The organism is Rhizomicrobium electricum (assembly GCF_011762045.1).
Classification (GTDB): Bacteria; Pseudomonadota; Alphaproteobacteria; order Micropepsales; family Micropepsaceae; genus Rhizomicrobium; species Rhizomicrobium electricum.
Genome location: NZ_JAASQS010000006.1, coordinates 258,152 through 277,711 on the forward strand (window position 1 = coordinate 258,152; position 19,560 = coordinate 277,711).

General features: G+C 63.9%; 20 protein-coding genes. 5 read left to right on the forward strand and 15 right to left on the reverse strand.

What is annotated here, in order from left to right:
* The first annotated feature begins 230 nt into the window (after nt 1-230).
* Nucleotides 231-488: a hypothetical protein gene (locus tag FHS84_RS13650; RefSeq protein WP_166935194.1), complete on the forward strand. Its 258-nt coding sequence runs from the start codon at nt 231-233 to the stop codon at nt 486-488.
* Between the two features lie 291 nt (nt 489-779).
* On the opposite strand, the gene metW is transcribed toward FHS84_RS13650, so the two are convergent.
* Both metW and metX read right to left on the reverse strand, forming a co-directional pair.
* Nucleotides 780-1,388 carry a methionine biosynthesis protein MetW gene (gene metW / locus FHS84_RS13655; RefSeq protein ID WP_166935196.1) on the reverse strand — a complete coding sequence of 203 codons (609 nt, stop codon included), beginning with the start codon at nt 1,386-1,388 and terminating at the stop codon, nt 780-782.
* Nucleotides 1,385-2,542, reverse strand: a complete 1,158-nt coding sequence (metX, locus tag FHS84_RS13660; RefSeq protein WP_425061565.1) for a homoserine O-acetyltransferase MetX — start codon at nt 2,540-2,542, stop codon at nt 1,385-1,387. Before metX ends, metW begins: the two co-directional genes overlap by 4 nt.
* Before the next feature lie 137 nt (nt 2,543-2,679).
* Here metX and hisC point away from each other — a divergent pair, with 137 nt between their 5' ends.
* Entirely contained in the window at nt 2,680-3,771 is a 1,092-nt protein-coding gene (hisC, locus tag FHS84_RS13665) for a histidinol-phosphate transaminase (protein ID WP_166935200.1), read from the forward strand.
* Nucleotides 3,768-4,685, forward strand: coding sequence for a prephenate/arogenate dehydrogenase family protein (locus FHS84_RS13670; protein ID WP_166935202.1), 918 nt, complete (start codon nt 3,768-3,770; stop codon nt 4,683-4,685). Before hisC ends, FHS84_RS13670 begins: the two co-directional genes overlap by 4 nt.
* A 264-nt stretch (nt 4,686-4,949) precedes the next feature.
* Here the strand turns inward: FHS84_RS13670 and FHS84_RS13675 are convergent, their stop codons facing one another.
* The 9 genes from FHS84_RS13675 to ftsE form a co-directional block, all read right to left on the reverse strand.
* Nucleotides 4,950-5,708 carry a DUF2125 domain-containing protein gene (locus FHS84_RS13675; RefSeq protein WP_166935205.1) on the reverse strand — a complete coding sequence of 253 codons (759 nt, stop codon included), beginning with the start codon at nt 5,706-5,708 and terminating at the stop codon, nt 4,950-4,952.
* A 42-nt stretch (nt 5,709-5,750) separates the two neighbouring features.
* On the reverse strand, nt 5,751-6,164 hold the full coding sequence (locus FHS84_RS13680; RefSeq protein WP_208393866.1) for a hypothetical protein: 414 nt from the start codon (nt 6,162-6,164) through the stop codon (nt 5,751-5,753).
* Complete coding sequence (locus FHS84_RS13685; protein ID WP_208393867.1) at nt 6,142-6,825, reverse strand: nucleotidyltransferase domain-containing protein; 684 nt, start codon at nt 6,823-6,825, stop codon at nt 6,142-6,144. The genes FHS84_RS13680 and FHS84_RS13685 overlap by 23 nt, the downstream gene beginning before the upstream one ends.
* A 53-nt stretch (nt 6,826-6,878) precedes the next feature.
* Nucleotides 6,879-7,511 (reverse strand): CmcI family methyltransferase, encoded by a 633-nt coding sequence (locus tag FHS84_RS13690; protein ID WP_166935207.1) that lies wholly within the window; start codon nt 7,509-7,511, stop codon nt 6,879-6,881.
* A 20-nt stretch (nt 7,512-7,531) separates the two neighbouring features.
* Entirely contained in the window at nt 7,532-9,805 is a 2,274-nt protein-coding gene (locus FHS84_RS13695) for an adenosylcobalamin-dependent ribonucleoside-diphosphate reductase (protein WP_166935209.1), read from the reverse strand.
* Nucleotides 9,806-9,911: 106 nt separating this feature from the next.
* A complete protein-coding gene (locus FHS84_RS13700; protein WP_208393868.1) occupies nt 9,912-10,631 on the reverse strand; it encodes a 1-acyl-sn-glycerol-3-phosphate acyltransferase in 720 nt (239 codons plus the stop codon).
* A 12-nt stretch (nt 10,632-10,643) separates the two neighbouring features.
* Complete coding sequence (locus FHS84_RS13705) at nt 10,644-11,249, reverse strand: YdcF family protein (RefSeq protein WP_166935211.1); 606 nt, start codon at nt 11,247-11,249, stop codon at nt 10,644-10,646.
* A 102-nt stretch (nt 11,250-11,351) separates the two neighbouring features.
* Nucleotides 11,352-12,239: a cell division protein FtsX gene (locus FHS84_RS13710; protein WP_166935213.1), complete on the reverse strand. Its 888-nt coding sequence runs from the start codon at nt 12,237-12,239 to the stop codon at nt 11,352-11,354.
* On the reverse strand, nt 12,236-12,907 hold the full coding sequence (gene ftsE, locus FHS84_RS13715) for a cell division ATP-binding protein FtsE (protein WP_166935215.1): 672 nt from the start codon (nt 12,905-12,907) through the stop codon (nt 12,236-12,238). Before ftsE ends, FHS84_RS13710 begins: the two co-directional genes overlap by 4 nt.
* 116 nt (nt 12,908-13,023) lie before the next feature.
* On the opposite strand from ftsE, the gene FHS84_RS13720 reads away from it, so the two are divergent.
* Entirely contained in the window at nt 13,024-13,722 is a 699-nt protein-coding gene (locus FHS84_RS13720) for a DUF3426 domain-containing protein (protein ID WP_243851064.1), read from the forward strand.
* Nucleotides 13,722-14,234, forward strand: coding sequence for a phosphoribosyltransferase (locus tag FHS84_RS13725; RefSeq protein WP_166935219.1), 513 nt, complete (start codon nt 13,722-13,724; stop codon nt 14,232-14,234). The genes FHS84_RS13720 and FHS84_RS13725 overlap by 1 nt, the downstream gene beginning before the upstream one ends.
* Before the next feature lie 236 nt (nt 14,235-14,470).
* Here the strand turns inward: FHS84_RS13725 and FHS84_RS13730 are convergent, their stop codons facing one another.
* The 4 genes from FHS84_RS13730 to argH are packed head-to-tail and all read right to left on the reverse strand — an operon-like array spanning nt 14,471 to nt 19,554.
* Nucleotides 14,471-16,816, reverse strand: coding sequence for a DUF4175 domain-containing protein (locus tag FHS84_RS13730; RefSeq protein WP_166935221.1), 2,346 nt, complete (start codon nt 16,814-16,816; stop codon nt 14,471-14,473).
* Nucleotides 16,770-18,035: a diaminopimelate decarboxylase gene (gene lysA / locus FHS84_RS13735; protein WP_166935223.1), complete on the reverse strand. Its 1,266-nt coding sequence runs from the start codon at nt 18,033-18,035 to the stop codon at nt 16,770-16,772. Before lysA ends, FHS84_RS13730 begins: the two co-directional genes overlap by 47 nt.
* A complete protein-coding gene (gene lptM / locus FHS84_RS13740; RefSeq protein ID WP_166935225.1) occupies nt 18,032-18,175 on the reverse strand; it encodes an LPS translocon maturation chaperone LptM in 144 nt (47 codons plus the stop codon). Before lptM ends, lysA begins: the two co-directional genes overlap by 4 nt.
* Nucleotides 18,172-19,554 carry an argininosuccinate lyase gene (gene argH, locus FHS84_RS13745; protein WP_208393869.1) on the reverse strand — a complete coding sequence of 461 codons (1,383 nt, stop codon included), beginning with the start codon at nt 19,552-19,554 and terminating at the stop codon, nt 18,172-18,174. The genes lptM and argH overlap by 4 nt, the downstream gene beginning before the upstream one ends.
* Nucleotides 19,555-19,560 lie beyond the last annotated feature (6 nt).

The following is a 19,560-nucleotide window of genomic DNA, read 5'->3' on the forward strand; positions in this document are numbered from 1 at the left end:
CTCCTTTGTGAATGCGGTATTGAGAGATCGCTGCAGCATCTGCACGACCGCCATGCGCGGCGCGGGCATCACAGCGAAGATGTCGAAAAAAGCCTTATAAACCGGGCGATTTTTGCAGCCACGCAATTTTCGAACAACAGCCCTCGCAAAACTGTGAAACAGAAAGGGCTACAATAGTTGCCAGTCAACGACCACATCCGGATCACCGGACCCTGTTAAGGAGGAAACTCATGAAATTCGCATTCGCGCTGGTTGCGCTTTCGACGCTCGCTCTTGCCCCCGCCGCCAATGCTGCTGACGCTCGTCTCACCGACTGCGTACAGATGGCCAAGCAAGTATCGGCTGCCCTCGAAGCGGCACAGCCGGGCACATCGACGGATCAGGCTCGCCAGCAGGCGACCGCTGGCCGTTCCTATTGCGGCTCGCAGATGTATTCGGCGGGTGTCGCCCACTACAGCAAGGCGCTGCAGCTCCTCGGCAAGAATTGAGCCGCGCACCGCAGTCCCAAAGCGCGCGGTTTGCATAGCGGATATGCGAAACGCTCCCCGAGGGAAGTAACTCGATAACGCATTGTTTTTCTTGAAGGATCAGGCGGCTTTTACAGCCTGTTCCTGCCGCCGGGCAGCTATGACATCGGCGGTGTTCTCGGCAGGCGGTCAAGGGGCGTAACCCTTCCGCCGTGACCGGGTGACGGCACCCCCAAAGCCGTTACTTGGCAAAATCACTGACGGGTGATCGGAGCGGCTGCCGCAACCAGCCGCTCCTCCCGTTTCCGGGATTCAGCGCACGCCGCGCAACAGAAAGATCGCACCTTCCGCCAGCAGATTGGGGCCCCAGGACCGCGGGCTCATCGCTTTGGTGCGTCCGGCCGGCGTCAGTGCGAATGCCTGTTCGATTTCGGCGCCGCAGGTCGCAGCGAGATCGACGAAATCGGCGATGGTGCAAAGGTGAATGTTGGGCGTGTCGTACCACTCATTGTCGAGCGTCTTGTTGCGCGGCATGCGTCCGGTGGCGAGCAGGCCCAGGCGGATGCGCCAGTGACCGAAGTTCGGCAGCGAGACGATGGTGCGCCGGCCGATGCGGAGCATCTCGCTCAAAACGGCCTTGGGATTGCGCGTTGCCTGAATGGTCAGGCTCAGGATCACGATATCGAACACCTGTGACGGGTATTCGCCGAGATCGGTGTCGGCGTCGCCCTGGATCACGGGCAGGCCGCGCGCCACGCTGGCGTTGACCTTTTGCTGCGACAGTTCCAGGCCGCGGCCGTCGACATTCTTGGTTTCGCTCAAGTGTTCGAGCAAGGCGCCGTCGCCGCAGCCGACATCGAGAATACGGGCGTTTTGCGGGATCAGGTCCGCAATGGCCGCAAGATCCGGGCGAAGGCTCATCCCGCCACCCCTTCGCTCGCGGCGGCCGCGGTGATGAAGCCGCGCACGGTCGCGAACATCTGCGGCTCGTTGAGCAGGAACGCGTCGTGGCCGCGGTCGCTCTCGATCTCGACGAAACTGACGTTCGCCGCCGCCGCATTGAGGGCGTGAGCGATGCGCTTGTTTTCGAAGGTCGGGTAAAGCCAGTCGCTGGTGAAGGAGATGAGGCAGAACCGGGTCTTGCAGCCGCGGAACGCCTCTGCGAGCACGCCGCCGTAATCCGCGGCGATGTCGAAATAGTCGGTGGCGCGGGTGATGTAGAGATAGGAATTGGCGTCGAAGCGGTCGACGAACGCCGACCCCTGATGGTGCAGATAGGATTCGACCTGGAAGTCGGGTGCGAACGCGAAGCTGATGCCGCCGGCGTTCTGCAGGTTGCGGCCGAATTTGCGCTGCAGCGCCGGCTCCGACAGATAGGTGATATGCGCCGCCATGCGCGCCACCGCGAGACCCTTGGAGGGCTGGGTGCCGTGTTCGTAATAGGCGCCGCCGTGCCATTCGGGATCGGCCATGATCGCCTGACGCCCGACTTCATGGAACGCGATGTTCTGGGCCGAGTGGCGGGCCGCACACGCGATCGGCATCGCCGCCACCACGCGTTCGGGATGGCTGACGGTCCATTGCAGCGCCTGCATGCCGCCCATCGAGCCGCCCATCACGCACATCAGCCGGTCGATGCCGAGATGGTCGATGAGGAAGGTTTGTGCCCGCACCATGTCGCGAATGGTGATGAGCGGAAAATCGAGGCCGTACGGCTTGCCGGTCGCCGGATCGGTCGAGGCCGGGCCGCTCGAGCCCATGCAGCCGCCGAGAACGTTGGAGCCGATGACGAAGAACCGGTCGGTATCGACCGGCTTGCCCGGCCCGACCATGGTTTCCCACCAGCCCGGCTTGCCGGTGACGGGATGCGCCGATGCGACGAACTGGTCGCCGGTCAGCGCGTGGCAGATCAAAATCGCGTTGGAACGGGCCGCGTTCAGCTTGCCGTAGGTTTTGTAAGCAAGCCGCCAATTGGTCAGCGTCCGGCCGCAATCGAGCGCCAGGGCCTTGTCCGGCCCGAACTCGACCGCTTCACCCCGGTCGGCATCCGGAGCGGTCAAAGGACGCAGGAAAATGGGATCGGACAACGAAACCTCGCCACAGGGCAGGAACCGGGCGCGCTAGCTAAGGCCAAGGCGACCCGGTGTCAATCAAACCGGTTTTGATTTTAGGGGCGCGGCGCCTTATCAGGGAGGCCGTAAGGGAGAAAGAAATGGCCTTCGCGCCCAAGCCCGGCGTTCTGGAAATTGCGCCTTATGTCGGTGGCCGCGCCTCCGTGCCCGGAGTCGTCGCACCGATCAAACTGTCGTCCAACGAAGGCGCCCTGGGGCCGAGCCCCAAGGCGCTCGCCGCCTATACCGCCGCCACCTGCGACGTATCGATCTACCCGGAAGGGTCGGCCCAGATCCTGCGCGAAGCGGTGGGTGCGGCCTACGGGCTCGATCCCGCCCGGATCGTTTGCGGCAACGGTTCCGACGAACTTTTGACCCTGATCGCCAACGCCTATCTGCGGCCCGGCGACGAAGTGCTGTTCGGCGAGCATTCCTTCCTTGTCTACAAGATCGCCGCGCTTGCCAATTCGGGCGTGCCGGTGTCGGTCAAGGAAAAGGACCGCCGCGTCGATGTCGATGCCATGCTGGCCGCCGTCACGCCCAAGACCAAGCTCGTCTATCTCGCCAATCCCGCCAATCCGACCGGCACCTATCTGCCGTTCGACGAAGTGAAGCGCCTGCACGCCGGCCTTTCGCCCGATACGCTTCTGGTGCTCGACGCGGCCTATGCCGAATTCGTCCGCCGCAACGATTACGATGCCGGCATCGCGCTCTGTCTCAAGCACGACAACGTGGTGATGACGCGGACCTTCTCGAAGGTTTACGGCCTCGCCGGTCTGCGCGTCGGCTGGGCGCTGGTGTCGCCGGCCGTTGCCGACGTGCTGAACCGCATCCGCATGCCGTTCAATGTCTCGATTCCCGCCCAGCGGGCAGGTGCGGCGGCGATGTCCGACCACGATCACCTCCAGGCTGCGCTCGACCACAACACGCTGTGGCGCGACCGGCTGACGGCGGCGATCCGCGGCCTCGGTCTTGCGGTCGACGACAGCGTCACCAACTTCCTGTTGATCCGTTTCCCCGGCACGCCCGGCAAAACCGCGGCCGAGGCCGATCGCTATCTTTGCGAACACGGTCTGATCCTGCGCGGCATGGCGGCGTACGGCCTGCCCGAAAGTCTGCGGCTCACCATCGGTCCGGCGGATGCCTGCGAGAAATTCCTCCAGGTGCTGACGGCGTTCATGGCCCGACCATGAGCGAGATGTTTGCCAAGGTTGCCCTGTTGGGCGTCGGATTGATCGGCTCCTCAATGGCGCACGCGATGCGGCGCGCCGGTCTCGCCGGGCATATCGCCGGTTATTCTCATCGCATCGAGACAGTCGATCTCGCCCGCACCGTCGGCTTTGCGGATTCGCTCTATACCGACGCGGCGGCCTGCGTGAAGGACGCCGATCTCGTCGTTCTGTGCACCCCGGTCGGCACCTTCAAGGCGCTGGCCGAAGAAATCGCACCCGTGCTCAAGCCCGGCGCCATTCTGTCGGACGCCGGCTCGGTCAAAGGCGCGGTGATCCGCGATGTCGGTCCGTTCGTGCCGGAAGGCGTCCACTTCATCCCGGCCCATCCGATCGCCGGTACCGAGCAGTCCGGCCCCACCGCAGGCTTTGCCGAACTGTTCGACGGGCGCTGGTGCATCCTGACGCCGCCCGAAGAAACCGATCCGCAGGCGGTCGCCAAACTGAAGGCGTTCTGGGAAGCGCTCGGCAGCAATGTCGAGGTGATGGACGCCCATCGCCACGATCTGGTGCTGGCGATCACCAGCCACGTGCCGCATCTGATTGCCTACAACATTGTCGGCACTGCCGACGATCTGGAGAACGTCACCGAAGGCGAAGTGATCAAATACTCGGCCGGCGGCTTCCGCGACTTCACCCGTATCGCGGCCTCCGATCCGACCATGTGGCGCGACATCTTCCTCAACAACAAGGAAGCCGTGCTGGAAGTGCTCGGCCGTTTCGGCGAAGACCTTTCGGCGCTGCAGCGGGCGATCCGCTGGGGCGACGGCGAGACGCTGTACAATCTCTTTGCCCGTACCCGCGCCATCCGCCGCTCGATCATCGATGCCGGCCAGGACACCGCCTCGCCGAACTTCGGGCGCGGCGAAAAAAAATAGCGTTTTGCAAGGTCGTTTCGGACAGACTCCGGGCTTCGCCCGGTTGGCGCTTTTTGAAAAACGCAGCAGCGCATAAGAAAACGGCCCGGTGGTTGGACCGGGCCGTCGTCACATACGTCATCGTATGTAATGGAAATGGGGAAACCTCCTCCGGAATTCAAGAGGGTTTTCCGGAATTATTTTTCGAAGCGATGTCCGCCGCTTAGCTCAAAACCGCGTGCGCACGCTCCTTACTTGCAGCAAAGCGTGCGAAACTTTTTTCGATCAAGCGCCGCACGCCGCGTTCGCCAACGCCGACGGGTTCAGCAAGTCTTCGGCCGCAATATCGGATAGCGGGTTCGGTTTATCGGTTGGCACGATGCCGCCCGCTGCGCGCCAGCCTGCGACGGCATCCGTCCAGGAGGCTTCCGCCCTTTGCAGACGCGCGAAGGCTTCGGCCTTGGCGACCGTCGCGGCGGTGCGGATCGCATTGCGCCGGCAGTTGGTCAGGCCATCGGCGGTGACGAACATCTGAACAGTTGCGGCCTCCTTGCGGGCGTGCAGTTGCAGCCGCTGCGCAACGAAGGCCTTCGAACCGAAGCCGATCAGATCGAGATCGAACCGGTCGAGAGCGCCTTGGCGCAGGATCGCACTGGCTCGCAACGCCCCGACCGCGAAATCGAGACGGTGGCCCTGGCCCCAGCGAAGCTGCTGCTTTCCCGCCGCCTCGAAAATGGTTTCGTCGCGGCCATAGGTCAGTGCGTGCATGGCGAATTTTTCGGAGCGCCAGCGCGTCGGCCCGTCCGGCGTTGCCACGGAGACTGCGAAGCCGGTGAACTCGGTATCGAGGCTGAACGGAAAGCCGCCGATCTTCTTGGCCGCGAACGACACCGTGACGCCGGGCATCGCTTGGTGTCCGTTGACGGCATCGAGCCGGCGCGACAGCGACGAGGCCATCGCCCACCAATGCACGCCTGCGGCAACGCACAGAATGAGGAACACGCCAAGCGGCGCGTAAAGGAAGAATCGGCTGGAATATTTCATGCGCGCTCAGTGTAGCCGCATCTCGCGCTGCCGGAACAGTATCTACCCAAGTGCCAGAACGGCCGACTGAAGTTCGCCGGCGATTTTCAGCAGATCGTCCAGCAACCTCAGGTCAACATCGGTATGGCCCTCATACTCGGCCAGATTCCGGGCATCGTGGCACTTGGACAGCACGCGCCATTTTGCCGTCTCCATTGCGACCGTGTGCTGGAGTGCCTGAAACACAATCGCCCGATTTTCGGAGCGATACCCATGCACACGCAACGCCGCCAAGGCATAGGCATGGGCGGCATTGTAAGCGAGATCAAACCGGCTCTCGGGCGACAAGCTGGAGTTGGCGGCATCGGCCAAGCGTTTTCCGGCAGAGGTAACCAAGCCGCGAAATTCCGTTTCGGCGAAGGGCTCTACCTTTAGCTTTCCGATCTTGACCAGATTATCGAGGTTCGGATCCATCATTCAGGCTGGCTTCGGTGCCGATGATGAAAATCTTGGGTTGGCTGCAGACGTTTTCGATGAAGGCGTTGTGTTCCGATCGCTTACGATTCCACTCCGTCCGTTCGAGAATAGTCGGATTTATCGTGCGCGCCAGCACCTGTTCGGCTGCTTCCAGGCTGTCGTAAAGATCGGCATAGGTCAGGTCGCGACCGATCACCATCAGATCGACATCGCTCTTGGCGGTGTCCATCCCTTTGGCAATGGAGCCGTAGACGAAAGCGGCCGTGGTACGGTCGGCGACCGGCTGCAGTGCCCGGCGCAAGGGTTCGCGCAACCCGACGGTTTTCAGAATGAGCGCATGCAATTCGGCAAAGATGGGGGAGGCGCGGTTTGCTTGATAGTGCTTCTGGTTGCCGATCCGCTCGACCGTCACCAGCCCGGCCCGTTCCAGCCGCGCCAATTCCCGCTCGACCGCACCGGTCCCGGAGCAAAGAGTCCGAATAATCTCCGACAAGTAATAGCTGGTCTCCGGATGACCGAAGATGAGTGCCAACAGACGTTGCTGGACGCCCGAAAAGAGCGCACCGGCGAGACCCGTGTCGCGGCCGGGCTTGTTATTCGGCTGACGAATATTACCCATTTTGGGGAAGATGCACCCCAATATGGGTATGATCAACCCCAAAATGGGTTCTCTCGTGATGGCCGGCAAAGTCGAGGCTGCGGCCGTGATCCCCGCTACAGTTTTCTCAAGTAGCCGTTGGGATTCCAGGTCGCGTTGATGCCGAAGAAATCGCACAGCCCGCGGTCGATCTGGAAACGGTCGGAATGGGACTGGAGGAATTCCTCGATCGCCCGGACGGGACCGCCGTTATAAGTCTCCGGGCTGTAAACCCCCTGGCTCACCAGGCAGTCCAGGATGCCGTCTTCGACGATCATGTAGGAGCCCGGCGTGACCACGTCGGCGAATCTGTTCATGGCGTCGAGCGTGTTCTGGTAGGTGTGGGAGGAATCCTCGATGACCAGAACGGTTTCATAGCCTTTGGCGTTTTCGAGCGGATAGGCTTGCCAGCCGCCGGAAAACACCTTGATGCGGGGATGGCGCTTGGTCAGCTCGTTGCACTGGGTTTCGAGATCGATGGTGTGCACTTCGCCTTTGCCGATGAGTTCGAGCAGATCGGCGTAATAGAGCGCTCCGCCGCCCTTAAAGGTGCCGATCTCGATGACGAGATCCGGCTTCAGCTGCATGAACAGCATCTGGTAGAGCACGTAATCGAACGGGCACTTCAGGGCCGGAACGCCCCGGTAGGTCACGCTCAAATGGCCGCGGTTGATGCTCAGGATGTCGAACGAAACGTTGTTCTGAATCATCGTGTTCTCCCGGCGCGGGTTCAGCCGCACTTGGAATAGCTGCACGACAGGCAGGAATCGCAGCCCTCGAGCTTGACGAAGCTGGGCGAGCCGCAGCGCGGACAGTGCCGGGCCGGGGCGCCTTCCGCGGCGACGGCCACCGCCCTGGCGTTTTGCGGCAGCCGGTCATCGGCATCGGCCATGAAACCGATGGCGATGAGGTGTTTGTGGATCACTTCGCCGATCGCCGCGAGCAGCGACGGCACATAATGGCCGCCCATCCACTGGCCGCCGCGCGGATCGAACACCGCTTTCAGCTCGTCGACCACGAACGACACGTCGCCGCCGCGGCGGAACACCGCCGAAATCATCCGCGTCAGCGCCAGCGTCCAGGCATAAGCTTCCATGTTCTTCGAGTTGATGAACACTTCGAACGGCCGCCGCCGCCCGTCCTTCTCGACGTCGTTGACGGTGATGTAGAAGGCGTGATCGGAATCGAGCCACTTGATCTTATAGGTCTGGCCGATCAGCACGTCGGGCCGGTCGAGCGGGCGGTGCATGTAGACGATGTCGCCGGTCTTCGGCATGTCGTCCGCCGTCTCGTCGGCCGCCGCTTCGACGGCATCGGTCACCGTCAGGACCGATCCGGTCACCTCGTTGGGACGGTAGGTGGTGCAGCCTTTGCAGCCGGATTCGTAAGCCTTGACGTAGATATCCTTGAACGCCTCGAACGAGATCGATTCCGGCAGGTTGATGGTCTTGGAGATCGAGGAGTCGACGTATTTCTGCGCCGCCGCCTGCACCGCCAGGTGATCGTCGGGGGATAGCGTCTGGGCACTGACGAAATAATCGGGCAGTTCCGCCGTGTCGCCGAATTTCTCGCGGAAGGCGGCGACCGCGAAATCGCGCACGATCTGCTCTTCCGGGGTGCCGTCGGGCATCAGCACGCGGCGGCTGTAGGAGTAAGCGAACACCGGCTCGATGCCGCTCGAGACGTTGCCGGCGTAGAGCGAAATGGTGCCGGTCGGGGCGATCGAGGTCAGAAGTCCGTTGCGGATGCCGTGCTGCGCAATTCCTTCGCGGATGTCGTCCGGCAAACGCTGGATGAACGGCCGCTGCAGGTATTCGCCGGCATCGAACAGCGGGAACGGGCCTTTCAGTTTGGCGAGGTCGACCGAAGCGCGATAGGCGGCGTGGGCGATGGCTTCAAGCCAGCGTTCGATCAGTTCAATGCTTTCGGGCGAGCCGTAGCGCACGCGGCAGAAGATCAGCGCATCGGCAAGGCCCGTGACGCCGAGACCGATGCGGCGCTTGGCCTGCGCTTCGGCGCGCTGGGCTTCGAGCGGGAAGCGCGACACGTCGATGACGTTGTCGAGCAAACGGATCGCGGTTGCGGTCAGCCGTTCCAGTTCGCCGATGTCGAGTTCGGCGTTTTCCTCGAACGGATGCCTGACGAGCCGCGCCAGATTGATCGAGCCGAGCAGACAGGCGCCATACGGCGGCAACGGCTGCTCGCCACACGGATTGGTCGCGCGGATGGTTTCGCAATAGCCGAGATTGTCTTCGGCGTTGATGCGGTCGATGAAGATCACGCCGGGCTCGGCGTAATCGTAGGTCGACTGCATGATGCGGTCCCACAGCGCCCGCGCCCTGACGGTCTTGTAGACGCGTCCGCCGAACTGCAGCGGCCAGTCGGCGTCGGTTCTGACCGCCTCCATGAAGGCATCGGTCACCAAGACCGAGAGATTGAAGTTCTGCAGGCGGCCGGGGCGGCGCTTGGCGGCGATGAAATCCTCGACGTCGGGATGATCGCAGAGCAGCGTCGCCATCATGGCGCCGCGGCGGCTGCCCGCACTCATGATGGTGCGGCACATCGCGTCCCACACATCCATGAACGACACCGGCCCCGACGCGTCGGCACCGACGCCTTCCACCGGCGCCCCTCTGGGACGGATGGTCGAAAAATCGTAGCCGATGCCGCCGCCTTGCTGCAGCGTCAGAGCGGCTTCGCGCAATGCCCCGAAAATGCCGTCCATCGAGTCGGGGATGGTGCCCATGACGAAACAGTTGAACAGCGTCACGCTGCGCCCGGTCCCGGCCCCGGCGAGAATGCGTCCGGCCGGCAGGAAGCGATAACCGGCCAGCGCTTCGGCAAAGGCAAGCGCCTGCTCGCGGCGGTCTTCGGGCGCTTCGGCGGCACTGGCGGCCAGCGCGACGCGGCCCCAGCTGTCGGCAACATCGCTATCGATCGGCGTGCCGTCGGGCTGCCGGAAACGGTACTTCATGTCCCAGATCTGGTGGGCGATGTCGCTCATAAGGGGTCCTTGGTCGGGCCGCCCCAGCATACGAGGACGGATTAAATAATTACTAACCAAACGGGCGCTTTACAACGACCGTTCCAAAAACGTTCCAAGGGGAAAATCAAACCTGCCCGAGCGTCCGGCTGGCTTCCGCGGCCAGTGCGGCGGATGCGGTTTCGATGCGCTGTTCGAGTTCGCGCATGAACTCGCCGCGCTTCAGTCCGGCCGGGATGGCGGGGAGGAATTCGATCACGATGGTGCCGGGGCGCTTCAAAAAACCGGTCCAGAACAGCCCCGAGTTCAGCGCCACCGGCACGCACGGCACGCCGAGCTGGGCATAAAGACCGGCCACGCCCGGCTTGTAGTCCGGCGCGGCGCCCGGTTTCTTGCGGGTTCCTTCCGGAAAGATGGCGATCGCCCGTCCGGTTTCGAACACGGCCTTGGCCTTGGCCGCCATCTGGCGCAGCGCGCTGGCGCCGGCTTTGCGGTCGACCGCGATGATGCCTGCTTTGTTGATGTACCAGCCGTAGAAGGGAATGCTGATGAGCTCGCGCTTGACCACGATGCAGACGTCGTCGATCAGCGCGTAGAGCGCCAGCGTGTCCCACATGCTCATGTGCTTGGCGGCGAACAGCAGCGGTCCCTTGGGGAGTTCGCCGCGTATTTCATAGCCGCAGCCTGCGATGACTTTCAGGCCCCAGAACATCACCCGGCTCCAGATCTGCGACGCCCGCACCATCACCATGCGCGGCAGAATCAGCGCCGGCAGCACGGCGAGGAACATCACCGTCGAGAAGGCGACGAAGAACAGCATGTAGAGGACGGAGCGGACGAAGGTCACGACGGATCGGGTTCAGATTTCGGGGCGAGACTCGGAGCTTGGCCCGGTGCGGTCAAGACCCGGTTCGAGCCCGGCGGCGGTCAAAAAAGTCACGGCGAGGAACTTGGCGTATTCGCTATGGAGCAGCTTGAGGGCGCGCACTTTGCCGTCGGTGCCTTTGCCGGTCTCGGCCTCGACCGGATAGGGAATCCGTTTCACGTCGGGCATGACATCGCGGAATTCGGCGATGGCGCGCGGCATATGATAGCGCGAGGTGACGATGAGAATGGACCGGAAGTGGTGGAAGCGGGTCCAGGCCGCCGCTTCCTTGGCATTGCCGAACGTGTTCTCCGCGGCATAGCCGAGATCGGCGCAGCAATCGAAGCGTGCCTTGCCGTGCAGCAGCTTCTTTAGTTCGCGCTTGTTGGTCTGGGTGTTGACGCCCGAGATCAAGAGCCGCTCGCCTTTGCCGCGCTCGAACAGCGCCACCGCGGCATCGAGGCGCGAGCCGCCCCCGGTCAGCGCGACGATGCCGTCGACCTGTCCGATGCTGCGCGGTGCTGACGGCAAGGATGCGGCAAAGACCACAAACCCTGCGCCGTACAAAACCACCAGCGTGATGACGATCCGCTTCAGCAACCGAGAACTCCGCTCCAGCCGCGCAACTATGCAATGCGTTGCCGGCGAGGTGAAGACCCCGCATGTGACAACGCCCCTGCGGCTGATTTTCGGCCGGATTTGCTAATGAATCTGCCGTAGAGCCGCCAAAACAGAAACCCGCGCCGTGACCAGCGCGATCAGACTGGCCGCCGCCGGAACGGCGAGCATCCATAACAGCTCGATCGGCTTCACGCTCAGCGGCGGCAGGAAGGGTACCGCTTCGTAGCCGACCGATTGCAGTCCGCCGGCCGCCAGGAATATGGCGGCAGCGGTCGCGGCCCCGGCTCCCGCAGCCGTGAGCGCGGCGCGGAAGTAGTGGCCCTCGAAGACCCGCGCGATGAATCCGGCCTGGGCGCCCATCTGATGCAGCAGCGAGACCATGTCGTTGTGGGCATCGAGTCCGGCGCGGGTGGCGAAGGCTACGATCGACGCGGTCGCCACGGCGATCAGGAACAGGACGCCGTAGGCCGACCACACCAGGGTCTGGGCGAGATCGCGCAAGCGGTTGATCCAATGGCTGTGATCGTCGAGCACCGCATGCGGGGCGGCACTCTTGAGGTGACGCGCCAGCGCGTCCATGTCGAGCACGCTGCCGGGGGCGATGTCGGCATCGATGAGTTGCGGCAGCGGCAGTTCGGCAACCAGGGCTTCGGCCCCGAGCCAGGGCTGCACCAGCTTGAGCTGCTCCGCTTCGGTGAGCGGCGTGGCGCGAACGATGCCGGGCGTGCCGCGCAAGACCGCCAGAGCGGCTTCGGTTTCGGCGGCAAGACCGTCGCGGGCCGCTCCCGTCGACGCCGGAAGGATCTGCACGGTGATCTTGCCCGACAGGCCCGCGCTCCAGCTGTCGGCGGCGTGCTGGGCGATCAGCGAGGCGCCGAGCGCCAAGGCGGCGAGGAACGCCATCACGGCGATCACCACGTCGAGCGGCGCGGCACCTTTGGAATTGGGCATGATGCGACGGTTTTTCATGGCCGCGACATCCTCAGTTCGACCAGACGTCCGTCCACCAGCCGCATTTCCCGCGCCCGCGTCGATTCGACCAGAGCGCGGTCGTGGGTGGCAATCAGGACGGTGGTGCCGAGCCGGTTCAGTTCGGCGAACAGGCGGATCAGCCGGGCCCCGATCTCGGGATCGACATTGCCGGTCGGCTCGTCGGCGACCAGAAGGTCCGGTTTGGCGACCACGGCCCGCGCGATAGCCACCCGCTGTTGCTCGCCGCCCGAAAGGGTCGGCGGTATCGCGTTCATGCGGTCACCAAGCCCGACCCAGACCAGCAGTTCTTCGACGTCGCGGGCATATTCGGACTCTTTGCGGCCGGCGATGCGCAACGGCAGGGCGACATTGTCGAACGCCGAGAGATGATCGAGCAGGCGGAAATCCTGGAAAACCACGCCGATCCGGCGCCTTAGCCCCGGCAAGGTGGACCGCTTGGCGGTCGCCAGATCGTGCCCGAACAGGGTGATGAGGCCGCGGCTCGGCGGCTCGGCGACCGAAATCAGCTTCAACAGCGTGGTTTTGCCCGCGCCCGACAGGCCGGTCAGAAAGGTAAACGACCCCGACTCCAGGACGAACGTGACATCCCGCAACACTTCCGGGCCGGCGCCATAGCGCATCCCCACATTTTCAAAGCGAACCATGATGGCGGGACCATAACCTCGGCCGGGTTTGGTTACGAGTGTTTCAGGCCTTTCGGTTACTGTGCTTGCGGCGTACCCCCGGCTTGCGCCAAACTTTACCTCTTGGAAACGTTGGCATGATCTTAACCTGCCCGGCCTGCGAGACGCGTTACGAAGTGGATGCGGCGAAATTCCCGCCGCAGGGCCGCAATGTGCGGTGCGCGCGTTGCAGCAACGTCTGGCACGCCATGGGCGAACCGGTGTCCGCGTTCGAGCCGGAGCCGGCCGAACCAGAACCGCCGCCGCGCGAGGTTTATGCACAACCCGAACCGCGCGACCCGGAGCCGCAGGAAACCAGTGCCTACGAGGAGCCGCCGCCCGAGCCGCGGGGCAAACTCTGGCAGCAGCCCTGGTTCCTCAAGACCGGATGGGCCGCTTTGGCCGGAATCGTCATCCTCATCGGGGTGATCGCGACGGTTTATCGCCACCAGGTTGTCGAAACCTGGCCGCAGAGCGCGTCGGTCTACTCAAAGCTGGGGATGAAAGTCGCCGCCAGCGGCCTGAAGATCGGCAATACCAGGAATTTGCGGGAATTACGGAACGGCCGCCTCGTCTTGACGGTGAGCGGCGCTCTGACCAATGTGACCGACAGAGAGCTGCCGGTGCCGCAGATTCGCATTGGGCTGGTCGATAACGATAAGCGCGAGATTTATCATTGGACGGTCGCGCCGGACGTCATCACCCTGAAGCCCGGTCAATCCACTCGTTTCGTCACCCGGCTTTCGAACCCCCCGGAAGGGGTTAGCGAAGTTCGAATTGCGAAAGCTGGGGAGTGATGCGCCGTACGATTCTCTATAGCGAAGAACAGATTGCCGAACGCGTGAAGGCGCTTGCCCACGACATCGCGCATGGTCCCGTTGTGCCGCACGTGGCGGTGCCGATCCTGGTCGGCGCCTACGTGTTTGCGGCCGATCTTTTGCGGGCCCTGGCGGTGGAAGGCATTTCCATTCCGACCGAGTTCCTCTGGCTGCGTTCCTATGTCGGGCATCAGTCGACCAAGAACGTGAAAATCCTGATCGGCCCCAACGAGGCCTATCGCGGCAAGAACGTGCTCATCATCGACGGCGTGCTCGACGGCGGCCACACGATGAAGAAGGCGAAGGAACTGGCGCTCGAATACGGTGCGACCGGCGTGATCTCGGCCGTAGTGGTCGACAAGCTCTTGCCGACCGCGATCGCCAAGGCCGATTACGCCTGCTTCACCGGCACGACCGAGTTCATCGTCGGCTACGGCATGGACGATTCCGGCGATCACCGCGCGCTGCCGTATATCGCCAAGTGCGAGTAAAGCCTGTCATCCCCGGCTGAGCGGACGCGACTTGGCTCAGCCGCGAATGACTGGTCTGCGCGTCTTCGCGTGGGGCAGAAAAGAATGGCGCGATCTCTCCGTGCCGCGTCTCCGCGTGAGAAATACGCACCAAATCGCGGGCTGTGTTGCTGAATAGATACCTGGGTCCCCGCCAATACGCTGCCGCTATGGCGCCGTCGCTGCGCGGTGCTTGCTTCGCCGGGGATGACACGAAGCTAAAACTGCTTCAGCAGCCGGTCGATGTAGTCGAGCTCTTCCTTGGGCCGGCCTTGCTGACCGGCGCGGCGCCTGAGTTCCAACAGGATATCGCGCGCCCGCTGCAATACCTGCGCATCGGGAATGCGGAGATCGCCGCTGGCTTTGCCTTGGGCGGCCGAGGCGCGGCCCATCGGGTCTTGGCCTTCCTTGCCGGGCTGGCTCTGCCCCGCCGCCTTGGCCATCGCTTCGCCGCCTTTGCGCAACTCGTCGAGCACGTATTTCTGGAACGTCGTGGCGCGGCCGAAATCGGATAGCCCCAGCGCCTGCTGCGCTTCATCCATGTAGCGCCCGGCCTTGTCGAGATTCGGTCCGCCGGCGCCGCCATTCTTGCCCGACTTCTTCTTGAGCGCGTCGAGTTCGCCGCGCAGCTGGCCTTGCTGGCCGGAAAGGCCTTTGGCACCGCCATCCTTGGGATCGCCGTTGCCGTCCGATTGGCGGAACGTCTTGTCGAGCAGCAGCCGCTGCTTGCCCATCAACTCGCCGAGTCCGGCCATGGCTTCGTTGGCGGCCTGATCGCCCTGGCCGGCACCGCCTTGGCCTTCGCCGCCGGCGACCTGCACGTTTTCGAGCAGGGCTTGCAGCATGGCGAGAAGCTGCATGGCGCGTTCGCGGTCGCCCGCCTGGCTCAGCGCCTGGATCGCCTTGAGCAGTTCCTGGATGTCGCGATCGCCCAGCACTTTGGCATTGGGATTGGCCGGCGCTTCGGCCTTCTGTCCCGTCGCCGCCAGCGCCGCGAGATAGCGCTGCATCAACTCGTTGTAGCGCTGCAGAAGCGCGTCGATCTCGGCTTGCGGCGCGCCCTGCGCCATCGCCTGCATGATCATCTGCTGCAGCCGCCGGAGCTGATCGGCCATGGTGAGAATGCCGCCATGTTCGAGACTGAGGGCGGTCTGCCACAACAGGTCTTCGACGCGTTTGAAATCCGCCGGGGTTTCGGCGGTGCCGGTGCTGCGCATTGCGACCCGCATGGCGAGATAGGCGTTCATCTTGCCGTCGAAGAACAAGTCGGGCGCATAGGTGAGGGCATCGAGCGTCTTCACCGTCCGGAGCCGCGCGCCGACGCCTTGGGTCGCGAGATTCTGCCGCTGTTCGATCAGCGCGCGGGCGAGCGGATCGGTGAAGAGGCGCTGCGGCAATTTGAAAGTCGCCGTCGTGCTTGTGGTCTTGTTGCCGGCCGCATCCATGGCTTCGAGCGTGATGTCGACGTCCATCCCGGCATAAGGATGTTCGGTGAGATCGTGGAAGCTCGTCAGCTTGATCGGCTGGTCGGAATGGGGCGGCAGCGGCAGATCGACGATCAGCGGCGCGCCGGTTCCGTTGTGCGGCTTGATGATCGCACGCGCGGCGGTGATGCCGTAATCGTCGCCCGCCAGGAAAGTGAGTTTCAGCGCCTGACGCTCGGTCGCCGCAGGCGGCGCGGCAAAGGCGATGGTCGGCGGCTTATCCGCAATCAATGTGATCCGCCATGAACCGATGGTGCGTCCGGCCGCGCGCACGCGGACATGATCGCTATCGGTCAGCTTGGCTTCGGCGGCGTATTCGCCGTTGTCGCCGTCGAAGCGGACATCGTCGAGCGTCACCGACGGGCGATGATCGGCGCCGTGCACCCGCACCTTCAGGATCGATCCCGCCGGCACCGACAGTTTGGCACTGGCGCCGAGATAGACCGGTTCCTGGCCGGTGTAAGCGGGCGGCTCGATCCACGCATCGAGGGTGGCGATGACACCGGGATTGGGCGTGAACAGCGACTCCAGCCGCCGCCAGGAATCGCCGCGCGCCACCACCAGCCCGAACAGGATCAGCACCAGCACGCCAAAGCGCAGGCCGCGTCGGTCGCGCTGCGGCAGCGTCGAGTGCGGCAGGCCGAGCCGGAACGCCGGCAGCAGCGCCAGCCGCGATTTCAGATGGGCGCGCCACAGTTCTTCGGCAAACGGATCGCCGGCACCGGCGGCGAGCTGGTCGGCGCTTTCCGAAACCGGGCGATGATCGAGGGCGCTGTCGCGTTCGAGACGCCGGGCGCCTTCGTCCCAACTCGGCCAGCGGAAATTTTCGAGATGGAAGTACAGCGTCAGCGCGATGGCGGTGACGAGAGAGGCCAGCACCAGCGCATGCAGCGGCCACGCCAGCAGCGGGAAGAGGCCGAACAGCGCCGCAGCCACCGCGACACCGGCAATCCCGGTGGCGGGCCACAGGGCCGGCCAGATCCGTTCGAAGGCGACAATCGCCCGCGCGACCGCAACGAAACGCTCGGCGCGTTCAGCCCAGCCAGGGCGGAATTCTGTCGTTGCCGAAAAGCGCGTCATCATCCATCCGCGGCCGCACCACGGCCCATTCGCCGCCCTTGACCAGCACCTCGGCCGCCAGCGGGCGGGCATTGTAGGCCGATGACATCGTCGCGCCATAGGCGCCGGCGGTCAAAATCGCGACCTTGTCATCGGATTTGAGTACCGGCAGCGGCCGGTCGGCGGCGAAGATGTCGGAGGTTTCACACACCGGCCCGACGACGTCGTAATGGGTCCATTGCGTATCCGCGGTCGGCGCCGCGACCGGCACGATCTCGTGATAGGCATCGTAGAACGCCGGGCGGATGAGATCGTTCATCGCCGCATCGAGGATGAGGAACTTCTTGTTCTCGCCCTGCTTCACATAGATGACGCCGGCCACCAGCACGCCGGCATTGGCCGCGATCAGCCGCCCCGGCTCCATGATCAGGCGGGCGCCGGTGTTCTTGGTGATACGGGCGGCCAGCGCGCCATAGGCCGCCGGATCGGGCGGCGGCAAGTTGTCGTTGCGATACGGAACGCCCAGGCCGCCGCCGAGATCGATGCGCGAAATCGCATGACCCTCGCGGCGCAAATCGCCGACCAGCTCGACCACGCGGGTGAACGCGGCTTCGAACGGCGCCAGATCGGTGAGCTGGCTGCCGATGTGAACGTCGACACCGACGATCTCGATATTCTTCAGCTTGGCGGCGGTGGCATACGCCGTGTGCACATGACTCCACGGCACGCCGAATTTGGTTTCGGCACCGCCGGTCGAGATTTTGGCGTGGGTCTTGGCGTCGACATCGGGATTGACCCGGAAGGCGACCGGCGCCTTGACGCCGAGCGCGCCCGCCACTTCGTCGAGCGCCAGAAGTTCGACTTCGCTCTCGACGTTGAACTGATAGATGCGGTTCTTGAGGCCCAGCGCCATTTCGGCCTTGGTCTTGCCGACGCCGGAGAACACGATCTTCTCGCCCGGAATGCCGGCCGCGAGCGCCCGCTTTAGTTCTCCGCCCGACACCACATCGGCACCGGCGCCGAGGCTTGCCAGCGTCTTCAAGACCGCCAGATTGCCGTTGGCCTTGACCGAGAACGCGACCAGCGCGTCCTTCTGCATGGCTTCGGAAAAGACGCGGTAATGACGTTCCAGCGTGGCGGTGGAATAACAATAGAACGGCGTTCCGATCTCGGCCGCGATCGCCGACAGCGCCACGTCTTCGGCGTGAAGCTCGCCGTTCTTGTAATCGAAATGATTCATCGGCCGAGCTGCGACGGCGGCTTGGAGGGATCTTTTTCGGCTTTCTGGGTCGAGGCGGCCGGCTTTTCGAGGTCGCTCTTCACGCCGCAACCGGCCAGCGCCAGCGCCGCGGCGAACGCGATCAGCATACGCAGCTTCATTTCAGTTTTTCCCTCCAGAAGAAGAGCTGCTCGCGCACCCGGTCCGGCGCGGTGCCGCCATAGGACATGCGCGCGGCGACCGAGGCTTCGACGCTCAACACCTTCATCACATCGGCGGTGATGCCGGGCTCGATCTTCTGCATTTCCTCGAGCGGCAACTTGTCGAGATCGACGCCGAGGTCTTCGGCGCGTTTCACGATCGAGCCGGTGATGTGATGGGCTTCGCGGAACGGCTTGTTCAAGGTCTGCACCAGCCAGTCGGCGAGATCGGTGGCGGTGGGATAACCGGCATTGGCGAGCGTGCGCATCCGCACCGGATTGACGGTGAGATCGGCGAACATGCCGGCCATCACCTTGAGCGAAGGCTCCAGCGCATCGGATGCGTCGAACACGCGCTCTTTGTCTTCCTGCAGATCGGTGCCGTAGGCGAGCACCAGGCCTTTGACCACGGCGGCGAGCGCCACGAAATCGCCGATCACGCGTCCCGACTTGCCGCGGATGAGTTCGGCGGCATCGGGATTGCGCTTCTGCGGCATGATCGAGGAGCCGGTGGTGAAGGCGTCCGACAGCTTGACGAAGCCGAAGCCGGGCGAACACCACTGCACCAGCTCCGCCGCAAGCTTCGACAGATGCGTCGCGGCGATGGCGGCGGCGGCGAGATATTCGAGCGCGAAATCGCGGCTCGACACCGCGTCGAGCGAATTGCGCATCGGCCGGGCGAAGCCGAGCTGAATCGCGGTGTATTCGCGGTCGATCGGATAGGGCGTACCGGCCAGCGCGGCGGCGCCCAAGGGGCATTCGTTGAGCCGCTTGGCGGCATCGGCGAAGCGCAAGCGGTCGCGGCCGAACATCTCGACATAGGCGAGGCAGTGATGGGCGAAGGTGATGGGCTGCGCCGACTGCATATGCGTGAAGCCGGGCATGATGGTGGTGAGATTGGCCTCGGCCTGCTTGAAGAGTGCCTGCTGCAATTCGGTCAGGCCGGCATCGGCGCGGGTACAAGCGGCGCGCACCCACAGGCGGAAGTCGGTCGCCACCTGATCGTTGCGCGAGCGCGCGGTGTGCAGCCGTCCGGCTGCCGGTCCGGCAAGTTCGGAAAGGCGCGATTCGATGTTGAGATGAATGTCCTCGAGGCTGCGCTTGAATTCGAAGCTGCCGGCCTTGATCTCGGCCTCGATGGTCTCAAGGCCCTTCATGATGGCGTTGAGGTCTTCGCGGCTGATGATGCCCTGGGTGGCCAGCATCTTGGCATGGGCGCGGCTGCCTTGAATGTCTTCGCGCGCCAGGCGTTGGTCGAATCCGATGGAGGGGGTAAACTCCTCCATGATTTTCGCCGGGCCGCCTTCGAAGCGGCCGCCCCACATTTTGTTCGTGCTCATGAGACG